The 19197-nt window shown below is 58.2% G+C and carries 16 protein-coding genes; 3 read left to right on the forward strand and 13 right to left on the reverse strand.

What is annotated here, in order from left to right; genetic code table 11:
* Positions 1-135 precede the first annotated feature (135 nt).
* A complete protein-coding gene (locus tag AABO57_25630) occupies positions 136-1278 on the forward strand; it encodes an oxygenase MpaB family protein (protein MEK6289110.1) in 1143 nt (380 codons plus the stop codon).
* Positions 1279-1528: 250 nt separating this feature from the next.
* Here the strand turns inward: AABO57_25630 and AABO57_25635 are convergent, their stop codons facing one another.
* The 4 genes from AABO57_25635 to AABO57_25650 form a co-directional block, all read right to left on the reverse strand.
* Positions 1529-2065 carry an HAD-IIIA family hydrolase gene (locus tag AABO57_25635; GenBank protein MEK6289111.1) on the reverse strand — a complete coding sequence of 179 codons (537 nt, stop codon included), beginning with the start codon at positions 2063-2065 and terminating at the stop codon, positions 1529-1531.
* A gap of 9 nt (positions 2066-2074) precedes the next feature.
* Entirely contained in the window at positions 2075-2797 is a 723-nt protein-coding gene (locus AABO57_25640) for an HAD family hydrolase (GenBank protein ID MEK6289112.1), read from the reverse strand.
* 180 nt (positions 2798-2977) lie between these two features.
* Positions 2978-4927: an acetate--CoA ligase gene (gene acs / locus AABO57_25645; protein ID MEK6289113.1), complete on the reverse strand. Its 1950-nt coding sequence runs from the start codon at positions 4925-4927 to the stop codon at positions 2978-2980.
* Positions 4928-5109: 182 nt separating this feature from the next.
* Positions 5110-6795 (reverse strand): tetratricopeptide repeat protein, encoded by a 1686-nt coding sequence (locus tag AABO57_25650; GenBank protein MEK6289114.1) that lies wholly within the window; start codon positions 6793-6795, stop codon positions 5110-5112.
* 218 nt (positions 6796-7013) lie between these two features.
* On the opposite strand from AABO57_25650, the gene AABO57_25655 reads away from it, so the two are divergent.
* Entirely contained in the window at positions 7014-7664 is a 651-nt protein-coding gene (locus AABO57_25655; GenBank protein ID MEK6289115.1) for an NYN domain-containing protein, read from the forward strand.
* A 149-nt stretch (positions 7665-7813) separates the two neighbouring features.
* Here the strand turns inward: AABO57_25655 and AABO57_25660 are convergent, their stop codons facing one another.
* From AABO57_25660 to AABO57_25700, 9 genes are all read right to left on the reverse strand, one after another.
* The gene (locus tag AABO57_25660; protein MEK6289116.1) at positions 7814-8890 is read right to left on the reverse strand and encodes an ABC transporter ATP-binding protein; all 1077 of its coding nucleotides are present in this window, start codon (positions 8888-8890) and stop codon (positions 7814-7816) included.
* Positions 8891-9101: 211 nt separating this feature from the next.
* Positions 9102-10154 carry an ABC transporter ATP-binding protein gene (locus AABO57_25665; GenBank protein ID MEK6289117.1) on the reverse strand — a complete coding sequence of 351 codons (1053 nt, stop codon included), beginning with the start codon at positions 10152-10154 and terminating at the stop codon, positions 9102-9104.
* A gap of 69 nt (positions 10155-10223) precedes the next feature.
* Positions 10224-10631 carry a PTS sugar transporter subunit IIA gene (locus tag AABO57_25670; GenBank protein ID MEK6289118.1) on the reverse strand — a complete coding sequence of 136 codons (408 nt, stop codon included), beginning with the start codon at positions 10629-10631 and terminating at the stop codon, positions 10224-10226.
* Positions 10632-10779: 148 nt separating this feature from the next.
* Entirely contained in the window at positions 10780-11664 is an 885-nt protein-coding gene (rapZ, locus tag AABO57_25675) for an RNase adapter RapZ (GenBank protein ID MEK6289119.1), read from the reverse strand.
* Between the two features lie 84 nt (positions 11665-11748).
* The gene (raiA, locus tag AABO57_25680; protein MEK6289120.1) at positions 11749-12282 is read right to left on the reverse strand and encodes a ribosome-associated translation inhibitor RaiA; all 534 of its coding nucleotides are present in this window, start codon (positions 12280-12282) and stop codon (positions 11749-11751) included.
* Between the two features lie 110 nt (positions 12283-12392).
* Positions 12393-13967 (reverse strand): RNA polymerase factor sigma-54, encoded by a 1575-nt coding sequence (gene rpoN, locus AABO57_25685; protein ID MEK6289121.1) that lies wholly within the window; start codon positions 13965-13967, stop codon positions 12393-12395.
* A gap of 115 nt (positions 13968-14082) precedes the next feature.
* Entirely contained in the window at positions 14083-14880 is a 798-nt protein-coding gene (lptB, locus tag AABO57_25690; GenBank protein ID MEK6289122.1) for an LPS export ABC transporter ATP-binding protein, read from the reverse strand.
* A 9-nt stretch (positions 14881-14889) separates the two neighbouring features.
* On the reverse strand, positions 14890-17337 hold the full coding sequence (gene lptC, locus AABO57_25695; GenBank protein MEK6289123.1) for an LPS export ABC transporter periplasmic protein LptC: 2448 nt from the start codon (positions 17335-17337) through the stop codon (positions 14890-14892).
* A gap of 186 nt (positions 17338-17523) precedes the next feature.
* The gene (locus AABO57_25700; GenBank protein ID MEK6289124.1) at positions 17524-18921 is read right to left on the reverse strand and encodes a heavy metal sensor histidine kinase; all 1398 of its coding nucleotides are present in this window, start codon (positions 18919-18921) and stop codon (positions 17524-17526) included.
* Here AABO57_25700 and AABO57_25705 point away from each other — a divergent pair, their 5' ends adjacent.
* Positions 18922-19188 carry a hypothetical protein gene (locus AABO57_25705; GenBank protein MEK6289125.1) on the forward strand — a complete coding sequence of 89 codons (267 nt, stop codon included), beginning with the start codon at positions 18922-18924 and terminating at the stop codon, positions 19186-19188.
* Positions 19189-19197 lie beyond the last annotated feature (9 nt).

The following is a 19197-nucleotide window of genomic DNA, read 5'->3' on the forward strand; positions in this document are numbered from 1 at the left end:
CCTAGGGCGCCCGGCCCCCCCGAGTAACCCGCGCGCCCCCGAATCCCTGCCTGCCATTGCAGCAAAGGTTATTTTCTTTCTCGGGCAACGCCAGGCAGGCAGGGATGCCTGCGCTCCCAGGGATACGGAGGGGGTATGAGTTCAAACCGATGGACCAACGAATTTCTCGATTCGATGCGAACGGTCACTGATCCGCCTGCCGACGACGCAGTGCGTGAGCTGTTCGAACAAGGCGAGGTCGGCGCCGTCAACAAGCTGATGAGCGATATGCTCAAGAACGATCAGCTCGTTCCTGAAGACTTCCCCCCTTGCATCCAAAGCTACATCGAGAAGAGCGAGAGGCTGCCCGACTGGGCGAACGAGAACAAGATAAAGCAAGCCGAGGACTTTTTCGCTCGCAATGGAATGACGATTGGAATGACTCTGCTTTTTTCGTCGCTGCCGATGTGCTATGCGTGCGCAAAGGGTGTTCAGGTGCTTCACCTGACGGCTCGCCTCGAAACAGACGCCAAGCGGCGGGTTGCCGAGACCAGCCAGATGATTATTCACATCATGGTTCCTGGCGGTTTGGCGCCCACCGGCCGCGGCGTCACTGAAGCTCAGAAGGTGCGGCTGATGCACGCCGCCGTTCGGCACCTGATACTCGAGAGCGGGCAATGGGATTCAAATTGGGGCGCTCCAATCAATCAGGAAGACCTGGCCGGGACCCTGCTGTCTTTCTCTTATCTACCCATCGCATCGCTCGAAAAGCTTGGGGTCAAGGTGCTGCCGGAAGAAGCCGACGCATACCGTCATGCCTGGAACATTGTCGGTCACATCATGGGGGTCAGGAGCGACCTGTTGCCGGATACCATGGATGACGCGAAGGAGTTGGTGGAGCTGATCAGCCGGCGCAACTTTGAAATCAGCCAGGCTGGGCGCGAGATGACCGCCGCCTTGATCGAGATGGTAGACGAGACGCTGCCCGGTTCGATATTCAAAGGTTTTCCCGCGACGATGATCCGCTTCCTCAACGGCGATCAGGTCGCCGATATAGTCGGCGTGGCCAATGAGGATTGGACAAGGAAGCTGGTCGGGCCCATCGGAAGGATCTTCGGACGCATCGAAGGCGAAGCTGATCACTCTCGCATTCTGGCGGCGGTCAGTGAACACTTTGGCCGCGCGTTCACCGAGGCCTTCTCGTGGATAGATCGGGGCGGACATCGGGCCCCGTTCGAGATCCCGCATGTGCTGCGCCAGCAGTGGAATCTGAAGCCGCATCCGGGCGCTTCGCAATGATCGGCGCCGTCCATATGGACTGCGGCGGCACTCTGCTACATTTCGCATGGACGACACCTACGACGCCGCTTTCGCTTCGCAGGCAAGACGGTCCACTTTTCAAACAGCGATCCAGCCAAAGCGCCACCGCTGCAAGAGCAAATCCCCTCTCACGAAAACGCGGCAGTCAAATGGACTGTGCCCCCACCGACCCGTGGGTGGAATTTGGAGGTTTCACGCAATCTCTTTACTCAGTGGATCGCGCAAGCGCTCAGTCCAGGTAACGCGCGAGCGCTTCATCCCACTTGTCTTGAGCCTTGAGGATGAGCTCGATCACCTCGCGCACCGCGCCTCGGCCTCCGGCGCGCCTGGTCACGACCTGTGAGTGTTGTTTGGTCTCTTCAACCGCGTCGCCGACCGCGACGGCCAACCCCGCCCGCCGCAGCAGAGGTATGTCGACAACATCGTCCCCGACGTAGCAGACTTCTTCATCTCTCAACCCTTCCTCGGCGAGTATCTTTTCATAAGGCTCAGCCTTCACCCAGGCCATCTCGTGCAGGTGCGCGACACCAAGCTCCTTTGCGCGCGCTCGCACCACTGAGGACTTGCGGCCTGAGATGATCGCAATCCGCAGCCCGGCGCGTTGAGCCATAACCATCGCGTGACCGTCCTTAACGTCGAAGGCCTTGGTCTCGTCGCCGTCGGGCAACATTATGATTCGCCCGTCCGTGAGCACGCCGTCGCAGTCCAGGATCAGCAGCTTGATCCGGCGCGCGCGCTCGAGGATGTTTTGACCTGCGTCAATCACTCGCGCTCCTCAGCAGAAATTCTCCGTCAGTTGATCGAACCGGTCGATGAGCACATCGGGGTCAGTCAGACGCAACTCTGCAGCAGTGCGAAACCCAAAGGTGACCCCGCACGTTCGAGTGCCCGCCGCGCGGCCGGCGTTGATGTCGTTCTCGCTGTCGCCAACCATCACCGCTTCGGCGGCCCGTTCTTCGGGGAAAGCGCCGGCTTCAATCAGGGTTGAGCCAGACTCGCCGGCTTCGAGCGCCTCGAGCAACCTGACCGCCTCCAGCACAGGGCGCGGGTCGGGTTTACGCCACGCTACCGTGTCGCCGCCCACGATAACGTCGAAGCAGTCTGCGATTCCGAAGTGCTCCAGGATGATCTTGGTGAAGCGCACTTCTTTGCTTGTGACAACCGCCCTGCGCTTGCTCTTGAAGTAGTCGAGCGTTTCGCGCACGCCCGGGTAGAGCCTGGTAGTCTTCAGCATCTGGTCAGCATAGTGCGCGTGCATCAGAGCGATGCCCTTGGCGTGTAGCTGTTCGTCGGGCGGTTGATGATCAGGATCGGTAGCGGTGAGCGAGCGATGAACCAGAACGCGAACGCCGTCCCCGACGAAGCCACCGACCGTCGCTTCTGCCAACGGCGGACGCCCGAGGTCGTTAAGCATCAAGTTAATCGAGTTGGCTAAATCGGTCTTCGAGTCTATGAGCGTGCCGTCGAGATCGAAAAGCATTAAGGAAACGGAAATCATATGCTTAGCTCTGAGTTCGCCATGCGACTGCCAGTAATGGCCTTGTCCCTCAAGCTCGCGGTCGGGAAAGGGTGGCTTGCCCCCGCTGTCTTCGTTAGGGAAGCAACTCGAAGACTCAAGAGCAACAGCGGGGGCCAAGCCACCCTTCCCGGCCGCGAGCTTGAGTCTCGTCTACGTCCTTCATTCTTCTTCTTCCTTTAGTTTGGCCAGCACGCCGAAATCTTCGAGCGTCGTCGTGTCGCCTCGAACCTCACCGCCCGATGCGATCTCGCGAAGCAAACGACGCATGATCTTGCCGCTTCGCGTCTTGGGTAACGCGTCGCTGAACCGAATGTCGTCGGGCTTGGCGAGCGCGCCTATCTCTTTCGCCACCCATCGGCGCAGCTCTTCCTTCAGCTCATTCGAAGGTTCGTTTCCCAGCTCGAGCGTTACGAACGCCGAGATTGCCTGGCCCTTCACCTCATCCGGTCTCGCGACAACCGCGGCTTCCGCCACCATGGGATGGGCTACCAGCGCCGATTCCACCTCCATCGTGGAGAGCCTGTGTCCCGACACGTTGATCACGTCGTCAACCCGGCCCATGATCCAGAAGTAGCCGTCCTCATCTTTTCGCGCGCCGTCCCCAGCGAAGTAGACGCCGGGTATCTCAGTCCAGTACTGACTGACGTAGCGATCCGGGTCGTTGAAAATCGTTCGCAGCATCGCGGGCCAGGGTCGTCTGAGGACCAGGTATCCGCCCGATCCCGGGGGCACCGGTTCACCCTGACGAGTGACCACGTCGGCGATCACTCCGGGAAACGGCTTGGTTGCGGAGCCGGGCTTGGTCGCGATCGCTCCCGGCAGCGGCGTGATCATTATCATTCCGGTCTCGGTCTGCCACCACGTGTCCACGATCGGGCAGCGCTCGCGGCCGATGACTTCGCGATACCACATCCACGCTTCGGGATTGATAGGCTCACCCACCGTGCCCAACAGTCTCAAGCTTTTCATCTCGTAGCGGCGCGGCCACCGCTCGCCCCACTTCATGAAGGCTCGGATTGCAGTCGGCGCGGTGTAGAAGATGTTCACTTTATGCCGCTCGATCATTCGCCAAAAGCGATCGGGCTCGGGGTGATTGGGTGCGCCTTCATACATGACGGTGGTCGCGCCGTTTTGCAGCGGCCCGTACACGATGTAGCTGTGACCGGTCACCCATCCAATGTCCGCGGTGCACCAGTAGACGTCTTCGTCCTTCAGATCGAACACCCACTTGGCGGTTATGAAGGTGCCGACCGAGTAGCCGCCGGTCGTGTGCACGACGCCCTTTGGCTTACCGGTGCTCCCCGATGTGTAGAGGATGTAGAGCGGATGCTCGGCGTCAAGAGGTTCGGCTTCGCAGTGATCGGAAGCGTCGGCCATCACGTCGTGCCACCAGTGATCGCGCCCCCATTCCATGTGGATCTCGGACCCGGTTCGTTTGTATACGATGACCGTCTTGACTGAAGGACACGACGGCAGCGCTTCATCGACCGTCGCTTTGAGAGGAATCTCCGCGCCTCGTCGGTGAGAGCCATCTTGAGTAATGACCGCTTTGCACTGCGCGTCGTTGATACGATCCACCAGCGCGTTGGCTGAGAAGCCTCCGAACACAACGGAATGAGCCGCGCCGATTCGCGCGCATGCGAGCATCGCAATCGGGAGCTCGGGCGTCATGCCCATGTAGATCGCTACAGTGTCGCCCTTCTGAATGCCAAGCGACTTCAAGACATTTGCAAACTTCGAAACTTCGATGAGCAGTTGTTGATAAGTGAAGGTTCGGACATCGCCTGGCTCGCCTTCCCAGATAATGGCGGCTTTGTTTCTGCGCCAGGTCGCGACGTGGCGATCGAGACAGTTGTAAGAGAGGTTGATCTGCCCGCCAACGAACCACTTTGCCCAGGGCGCGTCCCATTCAAGGACCTTGTCCCACTTGCGAAACCAATGAAGCTCGCCGGCGATGCGACCCCAAAACTTCTCGGTATCCTCTTCGGCCTCGCGATAGAGTTGCTTGTATTGCTCGAGGCTTTTGATGTGGGCTCCCTGGCTGAACTCGGGAGACGGCTCAAATACCCGCTTCTCGTTGAGCACGGAGTCAATATTGGAACTCGACACGCTGCGATCCTCCGAGTGAGTGAGTTGCTAAAGTTGAATCGGAAACTAACACAGCGGCCAACAGCGGCACAACGAAGCTCTCCAGCTACTGGCCATCGGGGTGAGGGTGACCTAGATCAGTCAGCTAGCGTTTCGCGCAAAGCCGCTAAGACTCGCAAAGACCGCCAAAAGGCTTCGCGGCATCAATTGCTGCTGCATTTTTGCGAGATCAGCCGCTTGAGTGCTTGCGCGTCTTGATCGTTTGGGTCGATCTCCAGCGCTCTACCAGCCGAGGCTTGAGCTCCCGCGCAGTCGTTCTTCAAGACGGCGATTCGACCAAGCAACACGTGCGCGGGTACGAGTTTCGGATTCCAAAACACCGCCGCTTTCAACGCGTTCGTAGCTCTATCGAAATCGCCCTTTCGTTCGTACACTCGGCCCATCAAGAAGTGCGCGTCGTAGTTCTGCGGCGACGTCTGCAACAGCTTCCCGAGCGCCTCTAAGGCGTCGGCATCCCGGCCCGCGAGAAATGCACTGCGGGCGGTCTCCAGGAGCTGATCCGCTTGCGGCGTCAAGCTGGTTATGTGAGTCTGGCTGTTCAGCCGCTCGTCCTGCTCGCGCTTGTAGCGATAATAGTTGATCTTGCTGAACCCAGTCTTGACGCGCGCCAGTGGCGGCATCCCCTTCGTCTCCCACTGCGCAAACGACGGCAGAAGTTTCTTCGCCTGATCGGAAGCCGCGGCCGCACCCGGCTGATCGCCCTCCGATGCCAGCGCTTTGCTCAAGATGTAATACGCTTCGCCATCCGAAGCCCGCAGCTTCGTCTCGGCCTTTAGGGCAGCCGCCGCGTTTGCGTTGTCTTTCGTCAGGAAGCAGGCGTACCCCAGATTGAACAGCGTGTCGGTGTCGCGTGGCGCGGCATCCGTGGCAGGCTTGAGGTGATCGATGGCTTCCTTGTACTTCTTTTGCTTTATGAGCAGCACGCCGATGTTGTTGTAGACCTCAAACAGCGGCAGCCTCGACGCGAGCTTCTTGAGCGTCGCAAGCGCCGGCTCAGTCTGCCCCAGTGCGTCTTGCGCCACGCCCACGTAGAACTGGGCCTCGTCGTAACGCGGATTCTTCTCGTCGACCAGGTTCAGTTGTTCGAGCGCTTCTTTGTATTCGGCGGCTTCAAACCGAATACGGCCCAGCTCGAAGACTGCCGGGATATATTGGCTCTTGGTCTTTTCGAAATACTCTTTGATCGCGCGATCGAGGAAGCCGACACGCGCGTCGCGGTCGCGGGTGAGCGTGCCCTTGATGAAGTTCTCGAACGCCCCGATCGGCGCCCCGGTCGCATCGGTCGAGATCTGATCGCGCGAGAACGGGAGAGCCTGATTGTGCTGATAAAGGATCTCGTAGGCGAGATCGCCCTGGAGCCTTTGCAGATCAACGAGCGGGCCTCCGCGATTGTACTCTTTCCCGGCGAGCCGGCCCTCTTGAATATCTATCACCCGAGCGGTGATCGTTATGGTGCTGTCGCGTCCTTCACCCGCGATGCGGTAGGTTCCCATCACTACCAGGTTGGCTCCCGCGCGCTCGGCGATCTTGATCATGGTAGCGCGCGTGAGTATCGCCGTCGGCGGGAGGCCTTCCTGTTTATAGGCGACGTTTCGCTCGTCCGGCCTGATCGCCACCAGTCCAGGTTTGTCGAGCAGGTCGGCCAGCGCCGCGGCGAAGCTTTCACCGACCCAGTTGTATTCCGGCCGTCCGGATAGGTTTTCGAACGCCATCGTCACGATTGTGTCGGTCGAAACCGCTCGGACAGGCGGCGCAAACCCCAAAATAAGAATGCCCAGAGAGAGGATGCCCAGAGAGGGAATGAATGATAGTAGCGCTCGTCTTGTCATGCTCAGAATCAAGCGGGCCGCCCTCGGTACTCAACGCTGAACGGCCCAAAAGTCTGTGTGTGATGCCTTGACCATCACACATAGGCATTGTCTCCGCCGCTTAGAGCCGCTGTCAACCAGGGCGCCTTGTCGAGCCCAGCCTTGCAACACATCAAACCGTATGTTACACATTGCAGTGTATTTAATTCTGATTAAACGGTGGGGATAAGAGAGGAATTATGAGGGGAAAGATAACGATTTTTATTGATGGAAATAATCTGTTTCATGCGGCCCGGTCGGTTGGTGTTGAAATTGATTACGCAAAGTTTTTGAATTTTCTTCGAGGCGATTCTCCGCTTCTGAGGGCGTTCTTCTATACCGGAGTCGACGAGAAGGCTGAACGCCAGCAGGGCTTCCTGCTATGGATGCGCAGGAACGGTTATCGAGTAGTCGAGAAGGAACTGAAGACCTACGCGGACGGCACCAAGAAAGCCAACCTCGACGTCGAGATCGCCGTCGACATGCTTTCGCTCGCAGACAAGTACGACACGGCGGTGCTGGTCTCAGGCGATGAAGATTTCTCCTACGCGATAAACGCAGTCGCCTACAAAGGCGTGCGCGTCGAACTGGCGGGGTTTCGCAGCAACACCAGCCCGCGGTTGATCGACGTTGCCGATCAGTTCATCGAGCTTGATTCTCACATCGATGAGATCACAAAAGCTGACAGCCGCTACAATGTGCACAATCATAACCACCATTCGGGAAGCCACTACGTATCGAACCGGAACAGCGGCGCCTTCCCGCGCGTGCAAGATAGCGGCGCGTTCACGCGGGTGCAAGACGACGAGGCCGACGTCCCGGCGGGTTGTGAGGCTGCCACAGAGCGGTGACCAACCTTAGGGGCGTCCTCCAGTGGGCGCCCGTCAGAATCCTTTCACCTGACATGAGGGGCGTCCTCCAGTGGGCGCCCGTCAGAATCCTTTCACCTGACATTAGGGGCGCCCGTAAAGGTTTATCGCCATCCTTCCCTGGTCGATGATCACACAATCTTCGGAATAAGCGTCGCGGATACGTCCGTTCGGATGCAGGCCACCCGGTGTCCGGGACTGATTTCCACAAGCGGCGGCTTTTCCAGCTTGCACTCGTCGATTGCGATGGGGCAACGGGTGTGAAAGCGGCAACCTTCGGGAGGATTGATCGGAGTAGGAACGTCGCCCTCCAGGCGAGTTCGCTGTCGCTTTTCGCGCGGCACGGGCACCGGTATCGAGGCCAGCAAAGCCTGCGTGTAAGGATGCAGCGGGTTCGCAAAAATCTCTTCGGTATCGGCTTCCTCGACTATCTCGCCCAGATACATAACAGCGACACGATCGGATATATGTTTGACCACGGCCAGGTCGTGCGCGATGAACAGGTACGTGAGATTGAACCGCTGCTGAAGCTCGCGGAGCAGGTTCAGTATTTGCGCCTGAATTGAAACGTCGAGCGCCGATACCGCCTCGTCGCAGACGATGAGCTTTGGCTCGAGCGCAAGCGCTCGCGCGATGCCTATGCGCTGTCGCTGACCACCTGAGAATTCGTGGGCGTAACGGCTCGCGTGTTCGGGGCTAAGCCCTACAAGTGTGAGAAGCTCGGCAACCCGCCGCCGCGCACGACCTTGGGCCCGGGTGAGCGTCAGCCCGGATTGGTTCCGCTCGCGGGAATTCCTCGACTCATCGGGTGATTCTTCGCGTTCATCTTCGGAGCCAATTCCGTGAACCAGGATCGGTTCTTCGAGCATCGCGCCTACAGTCATTCGCGGGTTCAGCGAACCGAATGGGTCTTGAAAGATGATCTGCATCTCGCGGCGCAGCCGGCGCATCTCGCGCTCGCGCAGCGAGAACACATCGTGACCGTCGAAGATTACTCGCCCGGAAGTCGGCTCGATCAATCTGAGGATCGCGCGCCCTGCAGTCGTCTTGCCACAACCCGACTCGCCGACGAGCCCGAGCGTTTTCCCGCGTGGGATCGAAAACGAAATACCGTCAACCGCTCGCACATATCCGACGGTCTTGGGGACAACGCCCTTGCGAATAGGGTAGTGCTTGACGAGGTCTTCGACGATGAGGATGTCGTCCATAAAAAGAGAAGTCAGAAGTCAGAGATCAGAGGTCAGATGGTCAGAAGGCAGAAGGCAGAAGGCAGAAAGCAGAAGGCAGAAGGAAAACATAGCGATTGCGTTCGAAGCATTCTGACCTCTGACCATCTGCTTTCTGCTTTCTGCTTTCTGCTTTCTGCCTTCTGCCTTCTGCCTTCTGCCTTCTGCCTTCTGCCTTCTGCCTTCTATCTGTCTACGCCGAGCCGCGGGCCATTTGTCCAACCTCTTCAGCAAAGTGACACGCCGCAAGGTGATTGGTTGCGATCTCGCGTAGCGGCGGCTCGTCCTTGCAGACTTCCTGCACAAACGAGCAGCGTGTCCGAAAGCGGCAACCCGAGGGAAAGTCTAACGGACTCGGCACCGAGCCGGGGATGACCGCAAGCTCTTTCTTCCTTTCGCCAAGCGTCGGGAGCGAGCGAAATAGCCCGTGGGTGTAGGGATGCTTCGGACTTTCGAACAGCGGTGCAACCCGCGCCGACTCGACGATCTTGCCGGCGTACATCACCGCGACACGATCGCAAGTTTCAGCGACTACTCCCAGGTCGTGAGTGATCAGCAGTATCGACATATTCAGCTCGCCTTGAAGCTCGTTCAGCAGCTCGAGTATCTGCGCTTGAATCGTGACGTCCAGGGCGGTGGTTGGCTCATCGGCGATCAGCAGCGAGGGCCGGCACACAAGGGCCATCGCGATCATTGCTCGCTGTTTCATACCGCCTGACATCTGATGCGGGTACTCGTGAAAACGAGTCTCCGGCGAAGGGATTCCGACACGCCGCAGCATATCGATCGCGATCTCCCGCGACTCGCGTCTCGATGTCTTGCGGTGCTCGCGAATCGCTTCGGCGACCTGCGCGCCGATTGACATTATCGGGTTGAGCGACGACATAGGCTCCTGAAATATCATCGAGATCAGGTTGCCTCGCACGCGGCGCATAGCCTTGTCGTCCAGCGCCAGCAGATTCTCGCCGCGAAAATCGATCTCGCCGCCCTCATACCGGGCAGGAGGCACCGGCAGTAGCTTAAGAATCGAATAGGCGGTGACGGATTTGCCGCAGCCGCTCTCGCCCACGAGCCCCAATGTTTCTCCGGGTGCGATGTCCAGGCTCACGCCATCGACTGCCTTCAGAATGCCGTCCTCGGTGTGGAAATAGACGCGCAGGCCGGAAACCCGAAGCAATTGCGGATTGCGAATTGCGGATTGCGGATTTGAGATTTCACACTTCAAGATTTCAGACTTGGAAATCATTAGTTAGCCTTTTAAATCTTACCCGCGATATTGAGAGACGCGTGTCAAATCCGAAATCCGCAATTCTTTTCACTTTTTTTTTGGTGTGAGTATCTCGCTTGCCAGATGAATCTGCTCTTGCCCCTGATCGCGCACGCGGCGAGCGAGATCGGACAGCGTCTCGTCCTTCTCCTGGGTCGCGAGCTTGATAACCATCGGCAGGTTCACCCCGGTGACCACCTCAACCGGCGCCCGTCCCAGGAAGCTTGCAGCGATATTCGTAGGCGTTCCGCCGAACATGTCAGTTAGCAAAAGCACGCCGCCACCGGCGTCCACTCGCTGGATGGCGCGTTCGATCTCTTCGCGCGCTACGTCGACGTCATCGTGCCATCCGATCGAAACCGCGATGACATGGTTTATCTCGCCGACGATCATTTCCGCCGACGAGACCAGCTCGTTGGCCAGTTGTCCATGGGTGACTATTACTCCGCCTATCATAGAATGCACCGAGGCGTGATGGGTGATGCGTGATCCCTGATCCGTGATGCGTGATCCGTGATGCGTGATCCGTGAAACCCGAAGGTTTTTTCTGAGTCACGCATCACCATCACGCATCACTTTTCTCACTCATCACTGTTCTCACGCATCACGTTTCACGCTCCCTGTATCTCTGTTCGTCCTTATCAATGTCCTGGTGAACTACCTTTGACTTGTAGCCCAACTCGTTCAGCCGTTTGTCAATCGTCTCCGCGACCATGACTGATCGGTGGCGGCCGCCGGTGCATCCGATGCCGACGGTGAGGTAGCTCTTTCCCTCGCGCTGAAACCGCGGCAGCAAATACGCGAGCAGCTCGGTGAATCGCGCGATAGTATCCTCGACCTCACTCTCGGATTGCAAGTACTGGATGACCGAGGGGTCGCGCCCGGTGAGCGGCCGCAGCTCAGGAATGAAGTGCGGGTTCGTCAGAAACCTTACGTCAAACACCATATCCAGCCCCCGTGGCGAGCCGTGCCTGAACCCGAACGACAAGATCGTCACGCTCAACTCGTGAGCCCCGCCCTTATCAGCGAAACGATCCTTTATCACATCGCGCAGCGTGTGCACCGTTTGCTCCGAAGTATCGATAACGTGATCCGCAAGGTCGCGAATCTCCGAGAGCAGTTCGCGCTCTTGCCTGATTGCATGAAGCACGTTTTGATCGGGCAGCGGATGGGGCCGCCGCGTCTCGCTATAGCGCCTGAGAAGAACTTCGTCGTCCGCTTCCAGGAACAGCACCGTAACGTTGACGCCTCTTTCCCTCAGTTCGTCGTGCATTCGCGGGAACAAACCAAGGAATTCGCCCGAGCGCACATCGACTACGAAAGCCGTGCGGTCGATTTCGCTGGAGTCATCGCACAGCTTGACGAAGGTGGGGATGAGTTGAGCTGGAAGGTTGTCAATCGCAAAGTAGCCGAGGTCTTCACAGGCCTTGAGCGCCGAGGACATCCCCGACCCCGAGACGCCGGTTATGATGACGACAGAAACAGGCATAAGAACTCAGAAGGCAGAAAGCCGTAGGCAGAAGGCAGCAGCTTCTTTCTGCCTTCTGCCTTCTGCTTACTGCCTTCTGTCATTTCACGGTTCGATAAGACCGAAGTTCCCGTCCGTGCGGCTGTAGAGCACGCCGACTCTATTCGTTTCGGCGTCGCGAAACACGATGAATTGATCGTCCGAGTCCGCCAGTATTATCGCAGCCTCTTCGGGTGTCATCGGCTTCACGCGGTAACGCCGCTGAACAATTATGCGCGGCGCGTTAGGAGCCGCTTCGATTGTGCCGCCCGGGACCGGCGCGACTTCTCTCGCCGGTTGGCGTCCGCGTTTCTTTGCTTGAAATTTCTCTTTGAGCCGCAGCCCTTGCTTCTGAACCCTGGCTGCCGCCGCCGCCACCGACTGGGTCAAGTCGCCGTTCTCTCCGACCGCCGTGAAAACGTTATCGCGCCAGTACACAACGATCTCGGTCCGCTTGCGATGCTTCTCAGCCGAAACCGTTACATGCGCACGGATCGGCGCTGAATCAAGCACTCGATCGAGCTTCCCAAGTTCCTTCCGAACCAGTTCCTCTATCGACGGTGTTATTTCAATATGGCGACCGGTGAACTCGAATTCCATCTACGATTCTCCCTCTTGGTCTCAGATGTCGGATTTCGGATTGCGGATTTGTAGATGCCATCTTCATCGGAGATTGCCGGCTCTGTGTCTAAATCCGAAGTCCGCATTGGTCAGACGATGGCACGGCGCTCTCGCGAGCCGGGTATGCGCATCTGGTCGCGGTACTTTGCAATAGTCCGGCGGCTCATCTTGACGCCTTCCCTGGCCAGACGTTTGGTTACTTCGTCATCGGTAATGGGGTGGTGGGGGTCTTCCATTTCGATCATCTTCTTGATCTTCAGCTTGAGCACGCGCGTGGAAACATCCTCGCCGCTGTCACTTCTCATTCCCTCTGTAAAGAACCGGCGCAATTCGTAGACTCCCTGCGGCGTGTTCACGTACTTGCGATTCACGACGCGCGAGACTGTGCTGAGGTGCATACCGATGTCTTCGGCAATGTCCTTCAACATCATCGGCTTCAGGTGCTCGATGCCATGATCGAGAAAGTCACTCTGACGATCTACTATCGAGTGGCACACGCGATAGATGGTCTGCCGCCGGTGCTCGATGTTCTTCAACAAATCGACTGCGGAACGGAACCGCTCCTTGATGTAATCGCGAGTCTCCTTTGACGAGTCCTTCGACTCCATCATCTGGCGATAGGTTCTGTTGATGCGCAGGTGCGGCAAGCCGTCGTCTTCGAAGCGAATGATGTAATCATCGCCAACCTTTTCAATCGTGACTTCGGGGACCACCGGCTGCGCTTCCTCGGACGAGTATTTGCGGCCCGGCTTTGGATCGAGCTTCTTGATGACCTCCACCTCTTCGAGCACCTGCTCGAGCGGCACGCCGAGCGTCTTCGCCAGTTCGGGCAGCCTATGAGTCTGGAGACTCTCGAGATGATCGCGCACCATCTGGACCGCCAGCCTATCACCGAAACCGTAATAGTCGAGTTGAATCAGCAGCGATTCGCGCACGTCGCGCGCCGCGCAGCCCACCGGGTCCAATCGCTGCACCACGGCAACCGCTTGTTCAACCGTCTCGATTTCCCAGGGACCCATCGCGGCGATCTCTTCAACCGTTGCATCGAGGAAGCCGGTGTTCTCGTCCAGGTTGCCAATGATCGCTTCTCCGGCGGCTCGAACTTCGTCGGCGGCCCCCGTCAGGTGAAGCTGCCAAATGAGCTGCTCGCGCAGCGAGTCGCGACGCGTAAGCATGTTCTCGAACGAGACCTCGTCCTTCGCCTCGTATTCGTGGGTCTTGTAGCCGGGATCGAGATACTCTTCGAAAGTTGAGCCGAAATCCACCTCTTCAAATGGATCGCGTTCGCGCTCGGGTTCTGCTTCGCCGTCGACGGGACTGGATTCAGTTGCGCTGGTCGTGACGTTTGGAGCTTCGCCCGGCGAGGGAGACTCGGTTAGACCTCCGTCGGTCGCAGCCGGCTGGGTCGCCGCTTTCTCACCCGGGCTTGTGATGTCGGCCGTGGTTGCGTCGACTGCGGCAAGCTCGTCTGCGAGCGGTGAGTTGTCGTCGACGCCTTCCCCCGGCGCCACCTCGTCGAGTACGGGATTAGCGGACAGTTCGGTCTGCACCATGTCGGCAAGTTCGAGCTTGGTCATTGCCAACAGCTCGATCCGCTGCCGCATCTGCGGCGTCAAAACCAGTCGCTGCGAAAGGCTCGTACTGAGATGTGGCTTGACCGACATAGTTCATTTGTCGCCGGTCATTGGTCATTGGTCATTGGTCATTGGTCATTTTGTTTACCCTTGATTCAGAAGCAATTCGGAAAATGACCAATGACCAATGACGAATGACCAATGACTACATTCTGAAATTCTCCCCTAGATATACTCGTCGCACTTCTTCATCGCGCGTCAGCTCATCCGGCGTCCCGGCGCGGAATATTTTTCCGTCGTTAATTATATACGCTCTGTCCGTAATCGCCAGAGTCTCGCGCACGTTGTGATCCGTTATCAGCACGCCGATGCCTCGCTCGCGCAGCTTCTGCAAGATTCGCTGTATATCGATCACCGCGATCGGATCGATTCCCGCAAACGGCTCGTCCAGCAGGATGAACCGTGGCTCGATCACCAGACACCGGGCAATCTCGGTCCTTCGGCGCTCGCCTCCCGACAACTGGTACGCTTTTGTGTGACGCACGTAAGCTATGTCGAGTTCGCTGAGCAACAACTCGAGCCGATGCTCCCGCTCCGCTTTTGTGAGCGGCAGGGTTTGAAGCACCAGGAGAATATTGTCTTCAACCGTTAGCTTTCGAAAAACCGACGCTTCCTGGGGCAGGTAACTTATGCCGTCCCGCGCCCGCAGGTACATCGGCAACCGCGAAATATCCTTCGAATCAAGAAAAATCTTTCCGGCGTCCGGGCGTTCGAGCCCAACAATCATGTAGAAAACCGTCGTTTTGCCCGCTCCGTTCGGCCCAAGAAGTCCGACGATCTCCCCTTGATGGATGTCAAGCGATACGTTGTCGACGACGGTTCGCTTTCGATATGACTTTCGCAGGACCTCGACGGCAAGAACGCTTGTTTGTTGTAAGGGGAGTGCGGCTTGAGGCTCGGCGTCACCGGTCGGGTTTTCAATCAAGGACACTTCTTCTATCATCTCGTCGCTTCAATTCTGTTTGCTCTTTGTCAATCGATGAGTTGATCGGACACGGCCTGTACCCTGCTGATTCTCGACGGAAATCCTATCATCGCGGCTATAGAACGTCAATTGAGAGCCCATCGTCGCGCCCTTCTCGACATCATCCACACGAGCAGACTTTCCAGTCAAAACCGCCCGGCCATCCTCCGAGGTGTACGCCAGCTTGTCGCCGACGCCACGGCGTCCCGGCTGCGTCAACACCACATCGCCGTCAGCGTTCAGGTGATCGACTTCGTTGGTTTCCTGCTCAAGATACACGTCCACTGATGCCGCTTCGATACGATCGGTGCCTTGCCGGGCCTTGACTCCCCCTTCGTAGTGGATCTTTCTATCCGCATCCGAGTAAGTCATTCTGTCGGCCGTCGCAAATCCAGGTACGACCTCGCGTGCGCCCGGCGAAGTCTCGCGCCTGGTCTGGTAAAGGGCGCTTTCCACGTTGCCGTTGGCGGCCATGCGTTTGTCATTTTGATAGAGCTCGATCCGGTCAGCCTTGATGAAGTTGTCGTCCTGCCAGCCGCGCGCGTTGATTGTATAGACCGCGACGCCTTCCTTATTCCGGGCATCGGCCCGCTCGGCAGTAACAAAAATAGGCGACTTGGTATTCTTGAATGGAGTCGAATCGTTAGTAGTCTCGCGGCTGTAGTAAGTCGTGCGAACATCGCCTCGCGCATGCGTGTCGTCGCGCCCGTGATCGTAATCTATCTCGTCGGCCTGCGTTCGCCCCTTTTCGTCCCATACCATCGGGCGCTTACCGCGAAGATTGAGGATCTCTTTCTGGCCGTCATAAACGGCGCGCTCAGCCACGGCGTTTCGGTCGCCCTCTTTGTACTTGAAGCTGCCTTCTTGAGCGATGCGATCTATGTCTTGAACGTCCTCCAGGAAATCCGCCGTTGCGGACTTGCTGGTGGTGACGCGCAACGGATGACCGTCGGATACGGTCGCCTCGATTTCAACTCTCACCTCGTCCCAGGCGTTGAAGGTCTTCACGCGATTGCCTTCCGAATAGAACAACGCGTCCATCCGAGGTGCTCGTATGGTCTTTTTGTCGGCCCGGCGCTCGGCGCGAACCGGTGTCACGGTCATGACTGCCTTGCCGGTAGCTTCGGCGTGTTTGATGTTCTTTCCATCCGGGAAGAACTGCAGAGTTACGGTGTCGGCTGTGAGCTCGCGTTGGGCGGGGTTGTCGGTGGTGTTTCGAGGTGCGGACGCGTGAATCTTTAACCCCGCATTGCCTTGAGCTTTGATCGTGTCAACGGCGTCGGCCCGAGCGCCCTCGGCAAACGTGGCTTCGATGATATCGGCGTGAGCCTCTCTGATAGGCTCCGCTCCAAGCGAGCGCGTGTATGCGCCACGGGTGGCGACTGCGCGAACAAGTTGGTGGGATTCGCCAAAGAAAAAATCCATGTCGGGAGATTTGATCTCCGCCTTCTCTGCCTGCTTCAGGTAAGCACTTCCGCGCGCCTCGATACGCTCGACGTGATTGGAAGCGTCGGTGTAGCTCACCATTCGGTCGGCACGCAGTTCATCAGAGCCCTGGGTCACTATCGCGTTGCCCTCAAAAGTCACCCGATGCTCTTTCTTCTCGAGCAGCGCAGAGTTACTTCGGATTCTCGTCGGCTTCTTCACGTCACGCTGGTTCACATCGGCTTTTCGTTCAACGGCTGAAGCATCCGTCGATGGAGAGCCGGATTGGGCAAGAAGTTCAGCGGCGCGGCGGCGAGCTTCTTTGCGCGCGCGCTTTCGAGCCTTGCGAGCGGCTCTCTCTTCCGGACTCTCTTCGCGCTGCTGGCCGGCCCGCGCAACGGCGCTTGTTTTCGCGTCCCGCCTGGCGTCGCTTTCGGGTTTGATAGTTACATCCACATCGTTGAGCAGGCTTACACGCTCAGTGCTGGCCTCAAGGATCATGCCGGTCGCGCGGCCTGCGTAGTTACGGCCTTCGAACTCTACAGGCTCTTTTGTATCGACGGTGTTTTTCGTCTGGTCGTAATGCAGGTAGCTGGTCTTCAGCGTGAGCCCTTCTGATGTTTGCACGACGACGTTTGAGATGAACTCGGCGTCGAGCTTGCTGAGATCCGCTGGATCGCTCACCTTCGCGCGGTCACAAGTAACAACATCGTGGCGGTCTCCGGCTGAGCCGTATGATTCAAGTTTGACCTGTTCGAGTTCGTGAGTCCCATCCTGGTAGGTTCTATCGGTGCCCGCAGCGATCTTGAACCGCACCTGGCCGTTGACCTCGTGCTCGTAGCGGGTGTTGCTGAAGACCGCAACGACCTTCCCTTGCAGCTTGGGCCGGGTCTGCTCCGGTTGAGGGTGTTTACTGCGGAAGACGAGGTACACAACGAGCGCCACGGCTATGGCGATAAACAGGGCAAGCGCCGCAGCCTTGCCGGCAGATAACAGCCTTACTCGCTTCATGAAACTCTAGAGCGCTCCGTTCATAGGATTCACGGGGATTCATGAGGATTCTTGCATGCCGTGGGGTGAGTGTCGAACGTTAATCTTGCGCGGAACGCATGTCGCTTGGTAGGCGCCCTCGATGGCAGGCGCTTGCCTTGATTAAGTTAATAGGGCGCCCATCGAGGGATGCCCGTTCCGGCTATCCTAACTGTCTTGACCTTGCGCGAGCGGCAGGCGAACGGTGAAGGTCGAGCCTTGGCCTTCATTGCTGTTTACCGCGATCGAGCCGGCGTGCGCGTCGGCGATCCATTTCGATATCGCTAGCCCCAACCCGAATCCAGTCACTCGTGAGTCGCGGGGATCGGTTTGGCGATAGAACCGCTCGAAGATGTGAGGCAGCGCTGATGCTGGAATGCCGCGGCCATTGTCAGATACTTCGATCACCGCGGAAGAACCCTCTCTCGAAAGCGTGAGCCGCGCGCTCCCTCCCGGCGGCGTGTATTTGATCGCGTTGTCCAGAAGATTCACCAGCAGTTGTTGTAGCCGCTTCTGATCTCCTTCCACCACGATCGCCGAGGCTGGCGCTTCATAGCTCAGCGAGACGCCGGCGGACTGGGCCAGCGGCGCGATGTACTCGCGAGCCTCGGCAGCAAGTTGATCGAGTTCGACATGTTCACGCTCGAGAACCGACTGGTCCGCGTCCGAGCGGGCAAGCGTCAGCAGGTCTTCGGTAAGCTTGGTGAGCCGCGCGATCTCTTCCAGGCTCGACTCGAGAACGCGCTGATACTCTTCGGGTGTGCGCTGGCGGCGAAGTGCTACTTCCATGTCCCCGCGAAGCACGGCGAGCGGAGTCTTGAGCTCGTGTGAGGCATCGGCGGTGAAACGGCGTTCGCGTTCGAAGGTTTGCTCGAGCCGGCTGATCATCTGGTTGAAGGTTGCCGCCAGCCTGCCGATCTCGTCTTGAGACCGATGCTCCTCGACGCGCTCGCTCAAGTTTCCCCGGCCGATGCGCTCGGCTGCGCGGGTCAGCCGATCAACCGGACTCAAAGCTCTGCTGGCGAGCCACAGGCCGCCGAGGCTTGCGAGCAGAAGCGCGAGCGGGTTCGCGATGGCCAGCAGAAGGATCAGTTGCTTCTGCGCGCGTTGAACGTCTCTGAGGGATTGTCCCTCGACAACGAAGAACTCTTCGCCATCTTCATCCCGAGCCGGCCAGGTGATTATGCGGACGTGCTCGGTTTCAGAGAGCGAGACTTCGTCGAACTGGGGCTTCCACTCCGTCGCCGCGCGTTCAAGCGCGGGCTTAATCACTGGAACCTCATGCCCCTCCGAGTCGGGTATTTGATCGGTGACTTTGCCGTCTCTATTAACCACCGAGAGAAACTGTGGCGCGAGGATCAACACGCCGGGCTGGCTGGCTTCTTCATTTGCAGAAGGGTGACCGAGGGCGTAGGCGAAGCGCTCGGCGTGATTTCTCAGCGACGCGTCGATAGTGTTTATCAGCCCGCGCGAGAAGTAAAGGTAGATCGCGACGGCGAAAGCCGCCAACACCAAAGCAGCGAGGCCTAGATACCAGAGGGTGAGTTTTGCGCGAATTGAGAGCACTTGAAACGTTCTTTACCGGGCGGAACGATGACTCTTTTCCAAGCGGTGACGGCGCACGATATCAACGGCGTCCTCATCAGTGTAGCCACTGCGCCGAGCATCACGCCGGATCTCGGCATCGAGCATCTGATCTTCCCAGACCGCAATGCACTGCCGCATGTAATCTTCCAGCAATCGGACAGGGTTGCGCCGCCGCTTTCGGGCCGCGTTTTGAAACTCCTCCCAGAGCGAGGAGTTCAAGAGAAAGCCTCCTTCCATGCCAAATGAATTGTATCA

This window comes from Acidobacteriota bacterium, assembly GCA_038040445.1.
In the GTDB taxonomy this organism is placed as follows: Bacteria; Acidobacteriota; Blastocatellia; order UBA7656; family UBA7656; genus Onstottus_A; species Onstottus_A frigus.

Coding starts and splice junctions, on each gene's coding strand:
- AABO57_25640 (MEK6289112.1), bottom strand. CDS start 2,797: ATGATTTCCGTTTCCTTAATGCTTTTCGATCTCGACGGCACGCTCATA.
- lptC (MEK6289123.1), bottom strand. CDS start 17,337: ATGAAGCGAGTAAGGCTGTTATCTGCCGGCAAGGCTGCGGCGCTTGCC.
- lptB (MEK6289122.1), bottom strand. CDS start 14,880: ATGATAGAAGAAGTGTCCTTGATTGAAAACCCGACCGGTGACGCCGAG.
- AABO57_25670 (MEK6289118.1), bottom strand. CDS start 10,631: ATGATAGGCGGAGTAATAGTCACCCATGGACAACTGGCCAACGAGCTG.
- rpoN (MEK6289121.1), bottom strand. CDS start 13,967: ATGTCGGTCAAGCCACATCTCAGTACGAGCCTTTCGCAGCGACTGGTT.
- raiA (MEK6289120.1), bottom strand. CDS start 12,282: ATGGAATTCGAGTTCACCGGTCGCCATATTGAAATAACACCGTCGATA.
- AABO57_25630 (MEK6289110.1), top strand. CDS start 136: ATGAGTTCAAACCGATGGACCAACGAATTTCTCGATTCGATGCGAACG.
- rapZ (MEK6289119.1), bottom strand. CDS start 11,664: ATGCCTGTTTCTGTCGTCATCATAACCGGCGTCTCGGGGTCGGGGATG.
- AABO57_25650 (MEK6289114.1), bottom strand. CDS start 6,795: ATGACAAGACGAGCGCTACTATCATTCATTCCCTCTCTGGGCATCCTC.
- AABO57_25660 (MEK6289116.1), bottom strand. CDS start 8,890: ATGGACGACATCCTCATCGTCGAAGACCTCGTCAAGCACTACCCTATT.
- AABO57_25655 (MEK6289115.1), top strand. CDS start 7,014: ATGAGGGGAAAGATAACGATTTTTATTGATGGAAATAATCTGTTTCAT.
- AABO57_25665 (MEK6289117.1), bottom strand. CDS start 10,154: ATGATTTCCAAGTCTGAAATCTTGAAGTGTGAAATCTCAAATCCGCAA.